The organism is Paraburkholderia nemoris, assembly GCF_905221015.1.
Lineage (GTDB): Bacteria > Pseudomonadota > Gammaproteobacteria > Burkholderiales > Burkholderiaceae > Paraburkholderia > Paraburkholderia nemoris.
This window is the reverse complement of the sequence record NZ_CAJNBO010000011.1, coordinates 75,282-91,375: the sequence shown is the minus strand read 5'-3', so window position 1 is coordinate 91,375 and position 16,094 is coordinate 75,282. Positions and strand designations below refer to the sequence as shown.

The 16,094-nt window shown below is 61.2% G+C and carries 14 protein-coding genes and 1 riboswitch; of the genes, 8 read left to right on the top strand and 6 right to left on the bottom strand.

Going from position 1 to position 16,094, the window contains the following annotated elements:
* Positions 1-35 precede the first annotated feature (35 nt).
* From KHO33_RS18420 to KHO33_RS18400, 5 genes are all read right to left on the bottom strand, one after another.
* On the bottom strand, positions 36-1,748 hold the full coding sequence (locus KHO33_RS18420; protein WP_200560965.1) for an ABC transporter permease: 1,713 nt from the start codon (positions 1,746-1,748) through the stop codon (positions 36-38).
* Positions 1,748-2,650, bottom strand: coding sequence for an ABC transporter substrate-binding protein (locus KHO33_RS18415; RefSeq protein ID WP_236074685.1), 903 nt, complete (start codon positions 2,648-2,650; stop codon positions 1,748-1,750). The genes KHO33_RS18420 and KHO33_RS18415 overlap by 1 nt, the downstream gene beginning before the upstream one ends.
* 76 nt (positions 2,651-2,726) lie before the next feature.
* Positions 2,727-3,413 carry an ABC transporter ATP-binding protein gene (locus KHO33_RS18410; RefSeq protein WP_234476602.1) on the bottom strand — a complete coding sequence of 229 codons (687 nt, stop codon included), beginning with the start codon at positions 3,411-3,413 and terminating at the stop codon, positions 2,727-2,729.
* Between the two features lie 2 nt (positions 3,414-3,415).
* Positions 3,416-4,564, bottom strand: coding sequence for a porin (locus KHO33_RS18405; protein WP_200560961.1), 1,149 nt, complete (start codon positions 4,562-4,564; stop codon positions 3,416-3,418).
* A 179-nt stretch (positions 4,565-4,743) separates the two neighbouring features.
* Entirely contained in the window at positions 4,744-5,526 is a 783-nt protein-coding gene (locus tag KHO33_RS18400; protein ID WP_054033942.1) for an IclR family transcriptional regulator, read from the bottom strand.
* Between the two features lie 228 nt (positions 5,527-5,754).
* On the opposite strand from KHO33_RS18400, the gene KHO33_RS18395 reads away from it, so the two are divergent.
* The 8 genes from KHO33_RS18395 to KHO33_RS18360 all read left to right on the top strand — a co-directional run bounded on the left by KHO33_RS18395 (position 5,755) and on the right by KHO33_RS18360 (position 15,214).
* Positions 5,755-7,122 (top strand): MFS transporter, encoded by a 1,368-nt coding sequence (locus KHO33_RS18395; protein ID WP_054033940.1) that lies wholly within the window; start codon positions 5,755-5,757, stop codon positions 7,120-7,122.
* A gap of 16 nt (positions 7,123-7,138) precedes the next feature.
* Positions 7,139-7,588 carry a type II 3-dehydroquinate dehydratase gene (locus KHO33_RS18390; RefSeq protein ID WP_200560960.1) on the top strand — a complete coding sequence of 150 codons (450 nt, stop codon included), beginning with the start codon at positions 7,139-7,141 and terminating at the stop codon, positions 7,586-7,588.
* A 387-nt stretch (positions 7,589-7,975) separates the two neighbouring features.
* Positions 7,976-8,163: riboswitch (yybP-ykoY riboswitch) on the top strand.
* A gap of 10 nt (positions 8,164-8,173) precedes the next feature.
* Positions 8,174-8,764, top strand: coding sequence for a TMEM165/GDT1 family protein (locus KHO33_RS18385; protein ID WP_093634427.1), 591 nt, complete (start codon positions 8,174-8,176; stop codon positions 8,762-8,764).
* 278 nt (positions 8,765-9,042) lie between these two features.
* On the top strand, positions 9,043-11,502 hold the full coding sequence (locus KHO33_RS18380; protein WP_200560958.1) for a putative bifunctional diguanylate cyclase/phosphodiesterase: 2,460 nt from the start codon (positions 9,043-9,045) through the stop codon (positions 11,500-11,502).
* A 351-nt stretch (positions 11,503-11,853) separates the two neighbouring features.
* Positions 11,854-12,657, top strand: coding sequence for an anti-sigma factor family protein (locus tag KHO33_RS18375; RefSeq protein ID WP_054033934.1), 804 nt, complete (start codon positions 11,854-11,856; stop codon positions 12,655-12,657).
* A gap of 269 nt (positions 12,658-12,926) precedes the next feature.
* Positions 12,927-13,661, top strand: a complete 735-nt coding sequence (locus KHO33_RS18370; protein ID WP_200560956.1) for a DUF1571 domain-containing protein — start codon at positions 12,927-12,929, stop codon at positions 13,659-13,661.
* A gap of 51 nt (positions 13,662-13,712) precedes the next feature.
* A complete protein-coding gene (locus tag KHO33_RS18365) occupies positions 13,713-14,744 on the top strand; it encodes an acetoacetate decarboxylase family protein (RefSeq protein ID WP_234480334.1) in 1,032 nt (343 codons plus the stop codon).
* 95 nt (positions 14,745-14,839) lie between these two features.
* The gene (locus KHO33_RS18360) at positions 14,840-15,214 is read left to right on the top strand and encodes a tautomerase family protein (protein WP_200560954.1); all 375 of its coding nucleotides are present in this window, start codon (positions 14,840-14,842) and stop codon (positions 15,212-15,214) included.
* A gap of 48 nt (positions 15,215-15,262) precedes the next feature.
* Here KHO33_RS18360 and KHO33_RS18355 read toward each other — a convergent pair whose 3' ends face one another.
* Positions 15,263-15,982, bottom strand: a complete 720-nt coding sequence (locus KHO33_RS18355; RefSeq protein ID WP_234475772.1) for an ABC transporter substrate-binding protein — start codon at positions 15,980-15,982, stop codon at positions 15,263-15,265.
* Positions 15,983-16,094: the final 112 nt, after the last annotated feature.

Below are 16,094 nucleotides of genomic sequence, written 5' to 3'. Positions count from 1 at the left end.
GCGCCGACAGACCTCATTCGTCGGCGCGGCGCGATTCAAGGCAGCACATCCAGACGCCGTGTCCAAAGCGACGCCAGCGCAAGCACGGCGCCGCTGATCACCAGCATCAACGTGCCCATCGCCATACCGTCGCCGATCGAACCCTGCTCGAACTGCTGCCAGATGAATACGGATGCGGTTTGCACACCGCTTGGCGAGAGAAGCAGCGAGGTCACGAGTTCGCGCGATGCGACCGCGAACACGATCATCATCGACGCCGCGAGCGGCGGGGCCACCAGCGGCAAGACGATGCGCCACAGCACGCGCGCTTCAGTCGCGCCATGCACGCGCGCCGCGGCCTCGAGGCTGCCGCCGATCTGCCGCAGCGCAGCACTCGCATAACGCACCGGATACGGCAGCAGCAAGCAGCTATACGACAGCAGGAGAATGGCCCACGTGTTGTACGGCGTGATGGGCCAGAACGGCAGGTTCCACGTGAGGATCAAACCGACACCGATCACGATGCCGGGCATCGCATGGGGCAATAGCGTAAGACCGTCGAGCGCCGCGCGTCCAGGCGTGCGCGTTTTGATGATGATCCACGCAGCCAGAAACCCCAATGAGCCCGTCAGGACCGCTGTCGCCGCGGCCAGACCGAGACTTGTAAGCAGGGCGCCGGCGCCTTCACCCACCGAAGCGATTGCTGCGAAATGCGCGAGTGTCAGGTTGGACACGCTCAAACCGCCCGACAGCGTGCGCACGAAAGACGTCGCCACGATCGCGCTGAGCGGCGCGATCGTCGTGCAAAACGCCGCCGCGCCGAACAGCAACAGAACCGGTACGCGCCAGAGACCGAGTTCGAACGGATCGCTAGCGACCGGCTTGCCCGTTTGCGTATCGAAGTCACGGCCGGCGAGCAGACGCCGTTGCGCAATGAAGGCCGCAAGCGCGGTGAGCGCGAGCAACGCCGAGAGCACCGCTGCGCCGGACAGATCGATCGGCCAATCGGAGAAGCGCGCTTCGATCGATGTCACGAGCAAACTGAAGCCGGCACGCGCGCCAAGTGCGGATGGAATGCCGAATTCTTCGATCGCCATCGTGAAGGCGAGCAAGGTGCTCGCGGCAATCGCCGGCGCGGCGAGCGGCAGAGTGATGCGCACGAACGCGCGCCATGGCGTGGCGCCGCATACTCGCGCAACCTGTGCGAGCCGGCCGCCGGTCGACATCAACGCGCGTGAGACCGCGAAATACACGACTGGAAACACGCTCAGCGTCATCGTGAGCGCAATGCCTGCGAACGAAAACAGATACCCGCCGAGATCGAAGCCGGCCAGTTGCTGGAGATAGCCATGCGGCTGCAGCAGCAACATCCAGCCTAGTGCCGCGAGATAGGGCGGAATCAGAAACGGCGCGAGAAACAGCAAATCCCATAGCCGCGCGGCCGGCAATCGCGTCAAGCCGCGCAGTGCGCCGAGCGGCACGCCTAAAGCGATGCTCGCCAGCGCCACGGCGACGCCGAAACGCAACGTGTTGCCGAGCAGCGGCCACGTGTCGGATTGCGTGAGCGTCGAGCGGATCGCCGCAAAGGGATGCGCAAAGGAGCCGTGATTCAACTGCGGAAAGATCGCCTGCAACGCGACGAAGGCGGTGGGCAACGCAACCAGCAGTCCCAATGTGACGAACAGCGTACCAAGCGCGGTGGTGCGCCCGACGCGACCCAACCGCCACCCGCGTCGCGTGAGGCCGCGTTGCGCGATCACGCTGGCCATCAGTGTTCGCCGAACAGCGCGTTAAAGCGTGACAGAACCTCGGCTCGCGACTTCGTATTGCTGCCATCGTCCTGCGGCAGCAGTTTCAGGTCTTTCAGGCGCGGCCGTGGCGAATCGATGTCTTCGCGCGCCGGAATCAGGTAGGCGGCGGCGACCAGTTGCTGGCCCTCGTCGGACAGCACGTAGTCGACGAATGCCCGGGCGTCCGCCTGAGCATGCGACGATTTGAGGATCATCATCGGACGCGGCGCGATTACCGTGCCGCTGCTCGGGAAGATCACCTTGACCGATTCGCCGCTGGCCGCCGCGCCGTACGCGACGTAATCGACCGCGCCGAACACGGCTGCTTTTGCCCCTTGAAGCACCGGATTGATCGCCTGCGCATTCGGCCCGAGCACGAGCATGCCGTTCTTGTGCAGGCTGTCGAATAGTGTCCATGCGGCTTCGCCGAGCCGGTCCTGCAGGCCCAATAGCAGATCGAGCGAGGCACCTGACAGCGCAGGATTCGGCGTGGTCACCTGATTGCGATATTCGGGCGCGGCGAGATCGCGCCAGTCGTGCGGCTCAGGCTTGCCGGCGCGTGTATTCCAGACGATGCCAAGCGCCGAGACACCTTGCGCGACGTAAGACGGCGCCTTGAACATGGGCGGCACGTGTGCCGCGTTCGGGCTCGTGTACGGAGCGAGCCAGCCGCGCCGCTCGAGATCCTGGGCCGTGTCCCATGATGCGGAAATCAGGACGTCTGCGTGCGGATTGCTCGATTCCGCCTCGATGCGCGCCATCACCTTGCCGGTCGTGGCCTGAAACAGGTCGACTTTGACGCCGGTTTTGCGCTCGAACCCTTGCGCGAGTTTTTTGCTGAGGTTGCCGGGACCGGCGGTGTAGACAGTAAGCGCTTGCACGGAAGTAATCGGCCCGAAGGCAAGGAAAAGGGAACAAACGATAGAAGAAAGTAGCTTATACATTGTAGCGATTCCGTTATCGATGGACAGTCTGCGCTACACGTCCTTGCGCAAGCGTGACGATCGTGTGCGCCAGCGCATCGGCTTCACTGCGATCGTGCGTCACGTACACGGCGGTCGTGCCGAGTTGCGCGAGGACGGTGCGAATGTCGTCGCAGAGGGTGGCGCGCAATTGCGTGTCGAGATTCGAGAGCGGTTCGTCGAACAGCAGCACGCGTGGACGCGCGACGATCGCGCGTGCCAGCGCGACGCGCTGCTGCTGGCCACCGGACAGCGCTGAAGGCCGGCGCGCGGCCATCTGTTCGAGACCGACGCGCGCAAGCGCTTGTGCGACCGCAGCAACCCGCTCGTCGCGCGGCACGCCGCGCATTTCCAGTGGAAACGAAACGTTGCCCGCTACCGTCATGTGTGGCCAGAGCGCGTAGTCCTGGAACACCATGCCGAGGTCGCGTGCTTCCGGCGGCACGCAGTGCGACGGATCGGCGACGGTCTCGCCGCCGAACATCACGCAGCCCTCGTCCGGACGCAGCAGCCCGGCCAGCAGCTTGAGCAGCGTGCTCTTGCCGCAGCCGGATGGGCCGAGCAGCGCGAGCGTCGTGCCCGCCGGCACGTCGAGATCGATGCCGTCGAGCACGGTTTGCTCACCGAAACGCTGACGAAGTCCGCGCAAGTGGATCGATACGCTCGCGTCGTTCATCTGCATGCCTAGAACTTGTGGCGGATGCCGGCCATCAGGCCGAACTGGTTCTTGCCGGCCACGACGTCCGTGCCGAAGCCGTTCAGACCCAGGTTCGAGCCGTTGCGGTTCAGTGCGTACGCGAGGTTCAGATACAGGTCGGTGCGCTTGGACAGGAAGTAGTCCGCATCAACCTGGAACGACCAAGGGTCGCGCGACGTGCCATAAAAGTTCTGGTACATCGCCGTGCTGGAGAGCGCGAGGTTGGGCTGCGCGAGCCAGGTCGCGCCGACCCAGTAGAGGCTGGCTGCTTCAACCGGCGATGTGCTCAGCGTGCTCAGGTGCACCGCATGCGAATCGAGGTAGCGGTAACCGGCGTAAGTCGTGACCGTGGAGATTTTGTAGCTTGCTGCGAACGACACGCGGCGGTCCGTATCGCCTTCGTAGCCGCCGACCTTCGAGGTATGCGCGGCCGTCGTGCTCGTGCTGCCGCCATTCTTCTGGTCGTAGACGAGCGTCGCGCTGAACGGGCCGTGCTTATAGCGCAGGCCGCCTTCGATCACCCGGGCAAAACGCGTGTCGCCGGCCGGCTGCGGGCCATACGTGACCGCGTCGTAGCCGAAGCTGTATTGCGCGATCGCAGTCAGTTCGCCGAAGCGTTTTTCATAGCGAGCGGTGTTGTCGAGCCGGTCCGAGAATGCCGGGTCTTGCATCTTGATGGCATAGACCGCGTTCTTCAGCGGGTTGTATTCGCTGACCCAGTCGAGGAACAGACCGCCCTGGCGGCCCAGCGAGAACGAGCCCCAGGTGTCGTTCGCGATGCCTACATAGGCGAGCCGGCCGAACTCGCGGCCGCCTTGCAGCAGGGCGCCGCTATCGACATTGATGCCGCTTTCGAGCAGGAAGAAGGTGCGCGAGCCGCCGCCGAGATCTTCGGTGCCGGTGATGCCCCAGCGCGAGCCGGACATGTCGCCGGAAGTCAGACGGGTGACGCTATGCGTCTCGCCTTTCGACGACGATGCGCTGGTGAGATATTCCAGACCGGTATCGACGATACCGTAGAGCGTGACAGACGAGCCGGAAATGGCGGGTGATTCGTCGGCATGTGCGTAGGCAGACAGGCTGGCGCAGACGGCCAGACAGCAGCCTACCGCCGTAGTGCGGTAGGAGTGGTTCACGGATTGTGTCCTCTTTGGGATTAAATGTGAGCCACGAATGTAAGCGGGCCTTAAGTCATCAGCGTGACAGGAGGGCCGTGATGAAGAATCTTGTTGGGTGCGTTGAGGGGGAGTTGCTTGCGCCAGTCGGATGTCTATTGTTGGGGGGGCTCGTGCGGGCTCAGACCGCGCGCCGGACACTAACGGACTCGACCCAAAAGCGGAGATGCCAGGCTGGCGGCAGCGAGTTCGTTTGCAGCCGCCATAAGCGCAGGCCCGAGTGTCGTCATACGCTTCTCCGTTAATCTAACGGCTGGCCCTGCGATGCTGATGACCCCTATAGCCGGGTAACCCCGTCGTTGGACCGGAGCGGCCATCGCCGTCATCCCAGGCGCGAACACCTCATAAATTGTTGCGTAGCCGCGGCCACGAGCGGCATCCACGAACCCCAGCAGCGCCTTCACGGTGGTCGGTGCGTTGGGGCCGTACTGCTTCGGCTGCCCGAACCCCTGGCGTGTCACCAATTCGAGCGCCCGCTCATCGGTCATTGTCATCATCCACGCATGGCCGGTCGCACTGCACGACAGAATGGTATCCATGCCCATGTCCGGGTCGTACCGCAGGCCCTTCAGCGCGCCCTGCGACTTGGCAACCCACGTCAGCCTGTCTCCGTCGACGATCGCGAGCCGCACGAGTTCTCCGGATGTTTCCGCCAGACGGTCGAGCATGGTTTGCGCAACATCGATGATGCCGGACGTCGCGAGATAACTGAGACCCAGGCCGACCAGCTTCGTGGTTAGCACATAGTCGCCCTGCTCGCGTAACTGACGCACATAGCCGCACTGTTTGAGATCGGCGAGCAGGCGATGGCAGGCGCTACGCGGAATCTCAAGTTGATCCGAGATTAGCGCGAGTGGCGTTCCTTCCATCTGTGTCGCCAGAAATTCGAGCACTGCCAGTGTTCTCTCAGTCACACCCGGCATAGAACCTCCCGTCAACTCAGTAGAGCATTCATGATTGCATAATGTGGAATGGAATTCCACCTTGGAATAGTGTCCCACCAGCGCTGTTAATCTGTGCAGCATGCCGTCTCGTCGAATGCTTCATCGCGCTGATACAAGAGACGCATAACAAAAGACGGGCCACTCACGGTTGACATGACAAGGTTCGCCGGGACGTGACGCCGACACAGGTTTGGAACAGGAGACAACATGGATCAGCAATCGCACCTACCCGCCCAGCAGGCGATGCGCACGCGCGCCGTGACCGCGGCGGCCGTCGGAACCGCACTCGAATGGTTCGATTTCACCTTATATGGCGCACTGGCCGCCACCGTGCTGCCCAAGCTGTTTTTCCCGTCGATGGATTCGACTTCCGCATTGCTGGCATCGCTTGCCACGTTCGGTGTCGGACTCGCGGCGCGACCGCTTGGCGCCATCATTTGCGGTTACCTTGGCGACAAGCTGGGACGGCGCAATCTGATGCTCGGCACCGTCACCGTGATGGGACTCTGTTCGATGTTGATGGGCTTTCTGCCAACCTATGCGAGCATCGGTGTATGGGCGCCGCTACTGCTAGTGGTGCTTCGCATCCTGCAGGGTTTCGCGCTGGGAGGTGAATCGACGGGGGCGCAGTTGATGGCGATCGAGCACGCAAGTCCCGATCGTCGCGGTAAATACTCCGGCCTTCTCGGATTGTGCTCACCGCTCAGCCAGATCATGGCCAACGGCGTATTGCTGGCACTTTCTTCGGCGATGTCGGCGCAGGCATTCGACGCGTATGGCTGGCGCATCCCGTTCGTCCTGAGCTTCATTCTCGTGATCGTCGGTATCTACATCCGGCTGCGAGTCAGTGAGACGCCCGCGTTTGTCGCACTCCGTAAAACCGAAGTAGCCCACGTAGGCAGTCCGCTGCGCGATGCGCTGCGCCTTCACTGGCGAACGGTGTTGCGATGGATGTTGTTCTTCTGCGGCCCTGCAGCGATCTTCTATCTGATCGTTGTGTTCTCGTTAAGTTATGTCACGAAAACGCTGGGTGTGCCGAAACAGACGGGCTTCCTGCTGTTGATGGGCGCGAACGTGTGCGCCATCGTCGGCGCGCTGGCCGGCGGCATGCTGAGTGACCGTATCGGTCGCAAGAAAGCGCTCGCGATCGGCTCCACCGCAACCTTGCTCATGCTGTTCGTGTACTTTCAGATTCTTGATACGAAGAGTTTCGTGCCCATGCTGGCAGCAATGGGTTTCTTTCTTGGCTTCACCCAATTTCAGAGCGGCATCCAGCCGGTTGCATTTGCTGAAGCATTCCCTACTAACGTGCGCTACTCGGGATCGGCGCTTGCCTATACCGGCGCCAATCTGGTCGCGGGCGGTCCGATGCCGGTTCTTGCAGTCTGGCTCTTTGCCCTTTGCAATGGCTCGCCGTGGGGCGTCATCGCAGTGTGCGTCGTGTTCAATGTCATTTCGCTCATCGCGATCCTCACCGCGCCCGAAACGCTTGGGATCGATATGAACCGGGTCGACTCTGCCGAAGAAGTCATTGGTTCACACGGGCACGCGCCCACCCAATCTCATTCTCACTGAAACGCAGGCAATGCAGATGAAACCACTTGTTTATGTCCTGAACGGTTCGAACCTCAACATGCTCGGCAAGCGCGAACCGCACCTGTACGGTACGACGACCCTTGCTCAGGTGAAAGAACGTACTGAAGCCCTCGCGGCCGAGCTCGACCTCGAATGCGATTTCCGCCAGACGAACCACGAAGGCGTGATGGTCGATTGGTTGCAGGAAGCCTTCGAAAAGGATGCGGCCGTCGTCATCAACCCAGCGGGATTTTCGTTTGCGTCGATACCCGTGCTGGATGCAGTCAAGCTGATTCGCCAACCGGTGATCGAGGTGCACATCACCAACATCCATCAGCGGGATGAACAGTATCGACATTCGCTGATCTCGCTAGTGGCACGCGGCGTGATATGCGGCCTCGGCGTCGATGGATACCTGCTTGCCGTACGAGCGGTCGCTGGAGCCATCCAGCGCGTACAAGTGTGAAGAGGGTTCGCAAACGTTGCCTCGACCGGCAATAAGCCGGGCGGATAGTGGTGAACTCTCAGGTAGCCGTTTCCTGGATAGTCGCGATCGATTTTGCGGGTTACGGGCCAGTGTCCACTGCCGGTACCGTGGCAGACGTTTGTTCTCTAGCGGCGTGTGGCCGAGTTGGATCGATTTGCAACGCTCGCCCGTGATGTTATTGCGCCGTTGGCATGTTGGCCGATGATCTTCATGCGGCCACCGTGAATCTCGGCCATCGCATCGCGGTCCAGGTCTATGGACGTGGAAAGAAAGGCATTCGTAATAATCGGCGCGCGCAGCAATGCTCGGTTGCGAAAAACGCTATTGTGGCGACTTGCCTCTGCAACACATCGCGCGATAGAATCGCGCCTGCTCATTGGGGAGTAGCCGCCTCGAACGCCATGTTCGAGGGCGCACGTCAACATACTTGGCGAGTCGAGAGACCCGCTATGGCGTGCGCAGCTAAATGCCTGGCAAGACCGATGACTCGCATTCCGACCTAACCGGGTCGCCGGAATGCGCGTCATCGCGTTTTTTCTGCGCGGCCCGGATACAACAACCCCCATGCAATCCTTCCTCATTTCGACCAGTGTGGTCGGCCTTGCTGAAATCGGCGACAAGACTCAGCTTCTGTCCCTGGTTCTGGCAGCGCGATATCGCAAGCCCATTCCCATCATCCTTGGTGTTTTTGCCGCTACGCTCATCAACCATGGTGCATCCGGCGCACTCGGCGCATGGCTTGCGAGCGTTCTGAGTCCGGGCATTCTGAATTGGGCTGTTGTCGCGTCATTCGCCGTGATGGCAGTGTGGATTCTCGTTCCCGACAAGCTGGACGATGCCGATGCGGTTTTGACGAAGAACTCGATGGGTGTGTTCGGCACAACCGCACTCACGTTCTTTCTCGCCGAGATGGGCGACAAAACCCAAATCGTCACGATTGCCTTGGCGGCGCGCTTTCACGAGTTCTTCGGTGTGGTTGCGGGTACGACACTTGGCATGATGCTGGCCAATGTGCCCGTCATCTACCTGGGACACAAATTCGCCGATCGCCTGCCGACAAAGGCGGTCCACATTCTGGCCGCCATCATCTTCGTTGTCCTCGGTGGCCTCGCGCTCAGGACCGCGTTGTATCCGCAAGCGCATCCGCTGTTCTAGTTCGCGGCTGACGCGCGCACTGCAGTCCACCCACGCGAGACCTTTAGAAAAAACCGGAGCGTGCCGTTAATAAGCGGTGGTCCGACATAACGTGGACCGGGATCGGAGTCGTCCGTCATTTGCTCGGTTCGGAGTCAACGAACGAACCGAGCGATGCTTCGGATTACGACTTCCGGATGCGCACGTCGTCTACGGGCGGACTGACACTTTCAGTTTCCTTCCGCCGACCTGCCCGAACAGGTCACCTCGTCGACGTGCTGTTCCACATCGGAGCAATCGTGACAAGACAGAAGGGCACTCAAAGGCGTCGATACCTGTGGCGGCGCAACACAAGTGCAGACCAAGTCGAGCAGACGTCGTCGAACGTGCCCCCCGCGCGGCGCACGGCAGTATTTGGTCTTGTCCTCGTTCTGTTGAGCGTGCCGCTCCTGGCCTTCTGGGGCGCGTACGAAAGCTTGAGTGCCGGTTTTGCCGCGCAAGCCGCCAACGAGGCGGATAACGCTTTCGAGGAAGCTCGCTATAGCGTTGCGTGGGAGGAATCGGCCGAACGCAAGTACTTCCTGGATCCACGCCCGGAGGTTCTACGCGAGCACCGCGAGGCCGGTGAAGCACTCGACGCAGCTTTGAAGAAGGCAATGGCACTTGAGCCTGACAGCAGCGCGATGCTGCGCGGCCTGCTGGAGAAGCACACGAAGTATCGATCGTTCGTCAAGCCGATGTTCAAGGCCGTCGACGACCACGATATCGCGAGAGCCAATGAGATCGACGAGAATTCGGCCGATCCGCTCTTCGACGATATCGAGCAGAAGGTTCTCGCTATTGCGGCACAGCACCGCGACGATGCGACGAAGCAACTCGAACGGCTCGTTGCCGTACAACGGATCGTCCTGATATCGACCCCTGTAGTGCTAGCGATCGGCGTGGGCCTTGCGCTGCTGTTTCTTCAGATGCTGCGGCGCATTCGCAAGAACGTGGATGCAGCGGCCCAGGACGCGCTGCGCACGAGCGAACAGAGGCTGCAGGCGCTTGTCGCCAACACGTCGGATGCGATACTCGTTTCCGACGTCGACGGGACTGTGATTTACGAGGCGCCGACGCGAAGACCGGACCCGTTGAAGAACATGGGCCAACTCGTCGGCACCAGTCTGCTCGATCCGATTCATCCCATCGACCGCCCCACGTTGCAGGGCCTGTTGGAGACCGTGTCGTCGACCGCTCGATCCACAAAATCCATCGAGATCCGTACTCGGGGCGAAGGCGACGCGTGGCGCTATATTCAGCTTACCTTGACGAATCTGCTCGACGAACCGGCCGTCGGCGCAATCGTCGCGACCGCGAGCGACACCACCGAAAGAAAGAACTTCGAGGAGCAGCTCGCGCGACGGGCGTTCTACGATACGCTCACATCGTTACCGAACCGCGCACTGCTGCTCGATCGTATTAGCCAGGCCGAAGCTCGCGCGCGTGAGCGTAATGCGATGATCGGCGTCGTCTTCATCGACCTGGACAACTTCAAGCGGGTGAACGACAGTCTCGGCCATCACGTAGGGGACCGGCTGCTGATCGCAGCGGCCAAGCGCCTTGAAGGATGTGTTCGCCCGACTGATACCGTCGCGCGATTGGGCGGCGACGAGTTCGTCATCCTGCTGGAACACCTGGGAAGTGAAGCGACGAGCGAAGGGACCCTGGTCGCGGACAACATTCTTGCGCAGTTCAGTCAACCGTTCGATCTCGACAACAAGCAGTACATCGTCAGCGCGAGCGTCGGGCTCGCATTCGCGCACGCGGGCCGCGGCCGCGGCGATGCGGACACGTTGTTGCGGGACGCCGACGTTGCCATGTACCGAGCCAAGAACGGCGGAAAGGGCCGTTATGTGGTTTTCGAAGAGAACATGCACGCTGAAGCAGTCAAGAAGCTGGAGATTGAAACGGACCTGCGTTACGCGATCGAGCATCGCGATCTACGCGTGTATTTCCAGGCCATCATGCAGCTTCAGGAGGCAGGGTTCCGGGAAATGGAAGCGCTCGTGCGGTGGCAGCATCCCACGCGAGGGTTGTTGCCGCCGTCCGAGTTCATTGCGATTGCGGAAGAGAGCGGTCTGATCATTCCGCTCGGACGATACGTACTTGAAGAGGCTTGCTTGCAAGTCGCCCGCTGGCAACGGGAGTTCCCAACCGAACCACCGCTGCAGATTAGCGTCAATCTCTCGCCTCGGCAGTTCGATGATCCCAACCTCGTTGCCGACGTGGCCGCGGCGCTGTCCAACGCTCAGATCGCGGCAGCTTCGCTGAAACTGGAGGTCACGGAGGGTCTGATCATGCGGGATACCGAAAGGAGTATCGAGACGCTCCAGAAGCTGAAGGACTTTGGCGTCACAATCGCAATCGATGACTTTGGTACGGGCTATTCATCGCTCAGTTATCTTCGCAGGCTGCCGCTGGATGTGCTGAAAATCGACCGATCCTTTGTTCAGGGCATTGGCACGAGCGCCGAGGACGATGCGATCGTTCGCGCTGTGATTTCCATGGCGCAATCTCTTGGACTGTCCGTCACGGCCGAGGGGATTGAAACGAGTGAGCAGGCAACGCTCCTGCGGGAATGGTCTTGCCAGACTGGACAGGGTTATCTTTTTTCACGGCCTTTGCCTGCGGAGGAGTTCACCGCGCTGTTTCGCGCGAGTTCATCCGGTTCCAGCCGCAGCCATTCTGCGGGGGACTTCACGGCGGAGCTGCTCTGACCTATGCACGGGCGGTGTCGGTTGAGCGTGTGTCGTGTCGTCTCACATCATGCCGCCCGTGCTTCCCGTGCCGCAGCCAGCGAAAAACGCAACGGATGCAATTAGCAGCCCCGCGCTGACAGAACGGATGACGTGCTGTTGTCGAGTGCTCATCGAAGTCTGCCGGTGGTTCGTATGTCGTCTAAACGATTTTGCAGGGGCATCTATTCCATCTTTCACGCAGTTCCTGATGGAATATAGCGGCCCCGCCGTACGTTTATTTGGGGCGTTGACGCTAGAAATGATGCGTGGCGCCCTGCGCGACATTCCATCATCACGCGGCATCCGCTTGGGGGAGTTTTGAAACGAGCCATGAACGACCATGGAGAGCGAACGAGGCGAGGCCTGGGCGACCCGGATTTGCGGCCGCTGTCGGCGTTTGTTGACGATGAACTGTCCGCCACGGAGTACGAGACGGCGCTCGTTCGGCTGACGACCTACCCTCGGGCTGCCGAGCGCGTGGCGAACTATCGCGCGCAAAAAGCCGCGCTGACAGCGCTGTTTGGAGGCACGCTGGACGATGCGCGTTGTATCGTCGTGCGCCACCGCACGCCATGGTGGCAGCAGGCCGGCGTGGCGGCATCGTGCGTGGCGATGGGCGTGGTGCTCGGCTCGGCACCCAGTTGGATGTCGGCGAATTTCGCGGCCGATCCACCCGTGTTCGCTGAGCGCGCCGACATCGCTTTCGCGGTGTATGCGCCTGAACAACGCCACCCCGTGGAGGTAGCGGCGCCGCAACGCGATCATCTGGTCGACTGGCTGTCACGGCGCCTCGGTCAGCGGTTGTCGGTACCTTCGCTTCGGGAATATGGCTATGCGCTGATTGGCGGCCGCCTGCTGCCCGGCGAGTCGGGCCCTGCCGCGCAGTTCATGTATCAGAACACGGCCGGCGCCCGGCTCACGATGTACGTTGCAGTGGTTCCAAAGGACGCGACGGCATTCCGCCTGTTTCGTGACGGCAATCGCAGCACGTTTTACTGGGAGAGTCAGGGGACGGGATGCGCGCTGACTGGCCTCGTCTCAGAGGCGCAATTGCGAGCCATGGCGATCGACGCATGCAGCATGCTCGGGCGGGCGTTCAGAAGCCGTGAAACCAGCGGCGGTTTGAACCCATGATGCTTTGCGGAGCACGTATTTCCGATCATCCAGCAAGCCGGAGCACGCTGCCTGCCGCAGCTTGGCAGGCAAGCGCGCGGACGTTGCTGTGTGCGCTCGCGTTGACGTGCCTGTTTGTCTCAATGGGCGCTCACGCCCAATCGACCAACCCGATTACGCGCGCTTCATCCGGTCCATCGGCGGGATGCGCCGACGTCACCACGTCGGATACCGTGAGAGTGGACGTCAACCGGTTCCGGTGTCTCACGGCTCGCGACCAGGCGGCTTCGTTGCGAACGTGGATTGAAAGCCGCTCGCTTCTGTCCCTCACCGACGCTCAGATCCTTTCGCTGATGGACGCAATGAATCCGGACGCCTTCGTCGAGTACGCGAGGTTCGACATGGTTCCCGACGACGCCTGCGAATACAGGATGTTCCGCCAGGAGCGGATATCCGGAAGATGGTCCGATCGGCCCGATCACATGGTTGTCCGCTACCAGGATACCCCTCGAAAAGTCTACGCAAAATGGCTACCCGATGGCGCCCATGCGGGACAGGAAATTCTCTACGACGAAACACGGGATCCTGACAGCATCGTCGGTCATCTGGGCGGCGCGCTGCGTATCGTGTCGGGCAAGGTCGCCATCGACGGCGCGTTCGCACACACCCAGTCCCGCCATAGTGTCCGCGATCTCGGCTTGCAGTACATTGCGCGCACCATCGAGCACGATGCCCACAGCTTTCGTGAAGAGGGTCTGACTGAAAAACCGACGCGCATCGAACTCATGAACGTGCACGGCACGCGCTTGCTTGCATGGACATGGACTGCTCCGTCAGGGCCGCCTGCGCACTATGCACAGCGTGTGAGACTGCTATTCGATCTTCAACACCCCTGGCCCAGTGGCGAAGCCGCGTGGAACGAACGCGGCGACCTGGTGGAGATGATCCGTTTCGAAGACGTCGTGCCTCACCGCTGGAGTGAATCGGTTTTCGACCGACGTAACCCTGAATACGGCTTTCACTGAGGACGTCCCCAGCGAAGCGTCCACACCGGTTCGCAAGGATGGTTTGCCGCGATGCAGGGGCGCGATCTGCTGCGTGGTCGTGCGATTTCTAAAGCGGTAGCAGACGGGACACTGCACTATTACCTCTCGCGCGGCGCGCTGGATCGAGCGCTACGGCGGATCGCATTCTGGCCGCGCGTCGTGTCCTCGAACCGTTTGCGTCAACTGATACGCGGCGTCCGCAGGAAACGCATGGATTCCACGTACAGCGACTGCCCGTCGCGCCGATCAAGGAGAAGCGAGATGCCTAAAGCGTTTTCGGTCCCTATCACTCCGCAAGGAAAGTCTGCACTGGCGACGCTGCCGCCGTGGCACTACTCCAGCGATTGTCTCGCCATCGAATACTGGACCGATCAGAAAGCGATCGCGGCGCTCCTCCCGCCGGGCGTTACGGTGGACGAGAAATCCGGCGGCCGGGCCTTCTTCTGGTTTCTGGATTGGCAGTTCACAGGTTCCAATGACGAATTGACGGACCCGGCCCGCTATCAATACCGCGAGGCTTTCGTTCTGGTCGAGGCGGTCTTCGACGGTGTTCCGGTCAACTACTGCCCATACATCTTCGTCGATAACGACGCCGCCATCGCCCGCGGATGGGCGCAGGGCTTTCCAAAGAAGCTCGCCAGCGTCTACCAGACTCGCAGTTTCTCCGCGCCCAGTCTGGCTGCGGCGCCGCTTGCCAAAGGAAGCCGCTTCGGCGCGAGTGTGTCCGCGCACGGAGAGCGGCTGGCGACCGCTCGTATCCAACTCGAGGAACCTGTTGCTGATCCAACGACCGTTTTTAACCGGCCAACGACGATGCGCCGTTACTTTCCTCAACTCGCAGCGGGACTTCAGGAGAAGCCACCGGTCGATGAACTGACCATGTCGCTCACGGACAATCTCGCGATCGTCGACGTCTGGGCAGGGTCGGCGGAACTGAAAATTCCCGAAGTTGCCGGTGAGGACATGAACCTGATTGCGCCCGTGCGCGTCGGGCGGGGTTATCGGCTCGGTATGGCGTACTCCGTGACCGACCTGCGCATTCTGAAGAACTACGTCGAATGATCGTCTGGACGCCCCTATGCGTTAGCAAGGGGCGAGGTTACGAAGGGCGCTTTCGATGCGAGCGCCCGTGAAACATCCGTCCAGGAGTCGCTCTCATGCCGCTCTACACCTTGACTACCCAGCACGGCGCACTCAGCGGTGACGCTAAAACCAAACTCGCGATGGAGCTGACGAACTTGCACTCCGAGTTTGCGGGTGTGCCGAAAAACTGGGTGCATATTGTGTTTCAGGACTATGCGCCGGGCAGCGGGTTCACCGCCGGAGAACCGGCGGCCACTGCCGCGCTCACGCTTTTGATGCGGGCCGGCCGGCCACCTGAATACAAGCGGGAACTGATACAGCGTCTTTGGAAACTGTTTCAGACCGCGACCGGAGCGCCCGATGACCAGATTGTCATCGGCATTCAGGACGTACCGGCCAGTCAGGCGATGGAGATGGGACAGGTCATGCCGGACGTCGCGAACGAATAGGGTGGGGAGTAGTGGTAGCGCACCTCAAAGGTACATACATGTGGTGCGCTACTCGTCGTTGTCTGCGACTGCCGCACCCGCGATGTGATGCCGCGCCAGCGACGCCGCGACGAAGCCCGACGCTTTCATATCTTCAACGAACTTCGACAGATACGCGGCCGCCTCATCACCCTTGGCCTTCGGCACGCCCATTGCCTGACGGATCACCATGAAGCGCTGGTCCAGTAACCGCAATCCGCCCGCTTTGGCGGCGTCTTTTTCGAGCTGTTGCTTGACGCCTGCAGCCACGTCCAGATGCTGATCCAGAAATCCCTGCACAACCGCCGGTGAAGTTGGAATCCGGACGATTGTCGCGTGGTGGAGTTCGCGCGTCAGAAACAGATCGTAGGCGCTACCCTTGCCGACCGCGACCGTCACGCCGGGTTGATCGACACCCTCGTTGGTAGTGATCGGCGAGGTGTCGCGCACAAGATAAAAGCCTTCGATCAGCACGTACGGTTTGGTGAAGGCGATTTCCTGTCCGCGCTTCGGATCGACGGCGAAGAACCCGATGTCTGCCTTGTCCTGATTCACGTTGTCAACCGATTCACCCGCCGACTTGACCGCGATCAGTTGCAGCGGTACGCCAAGTCGTCTGGCGAGCTCGGTAGCGAGATCGACAGACACGCCGACCGGTTTGCCCGTTGCCGGATCAAGATTTGCCAGAATCGGATTGCCGAGATTGATCGACGCGCGCAGCGTGCCGCTCGGCGCGAACACGCTTGCCATTGATGCGCTCGCGTCTTTCGTTTGCGCGACAGCGGGCGTGGGAACGGGTACGGACAAGACCGCACTTGACGCCATCAAGGCCGCCAATGTTTTGACCATGCCGTTACGGCGT

Excerpts from the sequence above, each read along its gene's own strand:
- KHO33_RS18420 (WP_200560965.1), bottom strand. The coding sequence starts at position 1,748 with ATGGCCAGCGTGATCGCGCAACGCGGCCTCACGCGACGCGGGTGGCGG.
- KHO33_RS18410 (WP_234476602.1), bottom strand. The coding sequence starts at position 3,413 with ATGCAGATGAACGACGCGAGCGTATCGATCCACTTGCGCGGACTTCGT.
- KHO33_RS18400 (WP_054033942.1), bottom strand. The coding sequence starts at position 5,526 with ATGCCGGGTGTGACTGAGAGAACACTGGCAGTGCTCGAATTTCTGGCG.
- KHO33_RS18395 (WP_054033940.1), top strand. The coding sequence starts at position 5,755 with ATGGATCAGCAATCGCACCTACCCGCCCAGCAGGCGATGCGCACGCGC.
- KHO33_RS18390 (WP_200560960.1), top strand. The coding sequence starts at position 7,139 with ATGAAACCACTTGTTTATGTCCTGAACGGTTCGAACCTCAACATGCTC.
- KHO33_RS18385 (WP_093634427.1), top strand. The coding sequence starts at position 8,174 with ATGCAATCCTTCCTCATTTCGACCAGTGTGGTCGGCCTTGCTGAAATC.
- KHO33_RS18375 (WP_054033934.1), top strand. The coding sequence starts at position 11,854 with ATGAACGACCATGGAGAGCGAACGAGGCGAGGCCTGGGCGACCCGGAT.
- KHO33_RS18365 (WP_234480334.1), top strand. The coding sequence starts at position 13,713 with ATGCAGGGGCGCGATCTGCTGCGTGGTCGTGCGATTTCTAAAGCGGTA.
- KHO33_RS18360 (WP_200560954.1), top strand. The coding sequence starts at position 14,840 with ATGCCGCTCTACACCTTGACTACCCAGCACGGCGCACTCAGCGGTGAC.
- KHO33_RS18355 (WP_234475772.1), bottom strand. The coding sequence starts at position 15,982 with ATGGCAAGCGTGTTCGCGCCGAGCGGCACGCTGCGCGCGTCGATCAAT.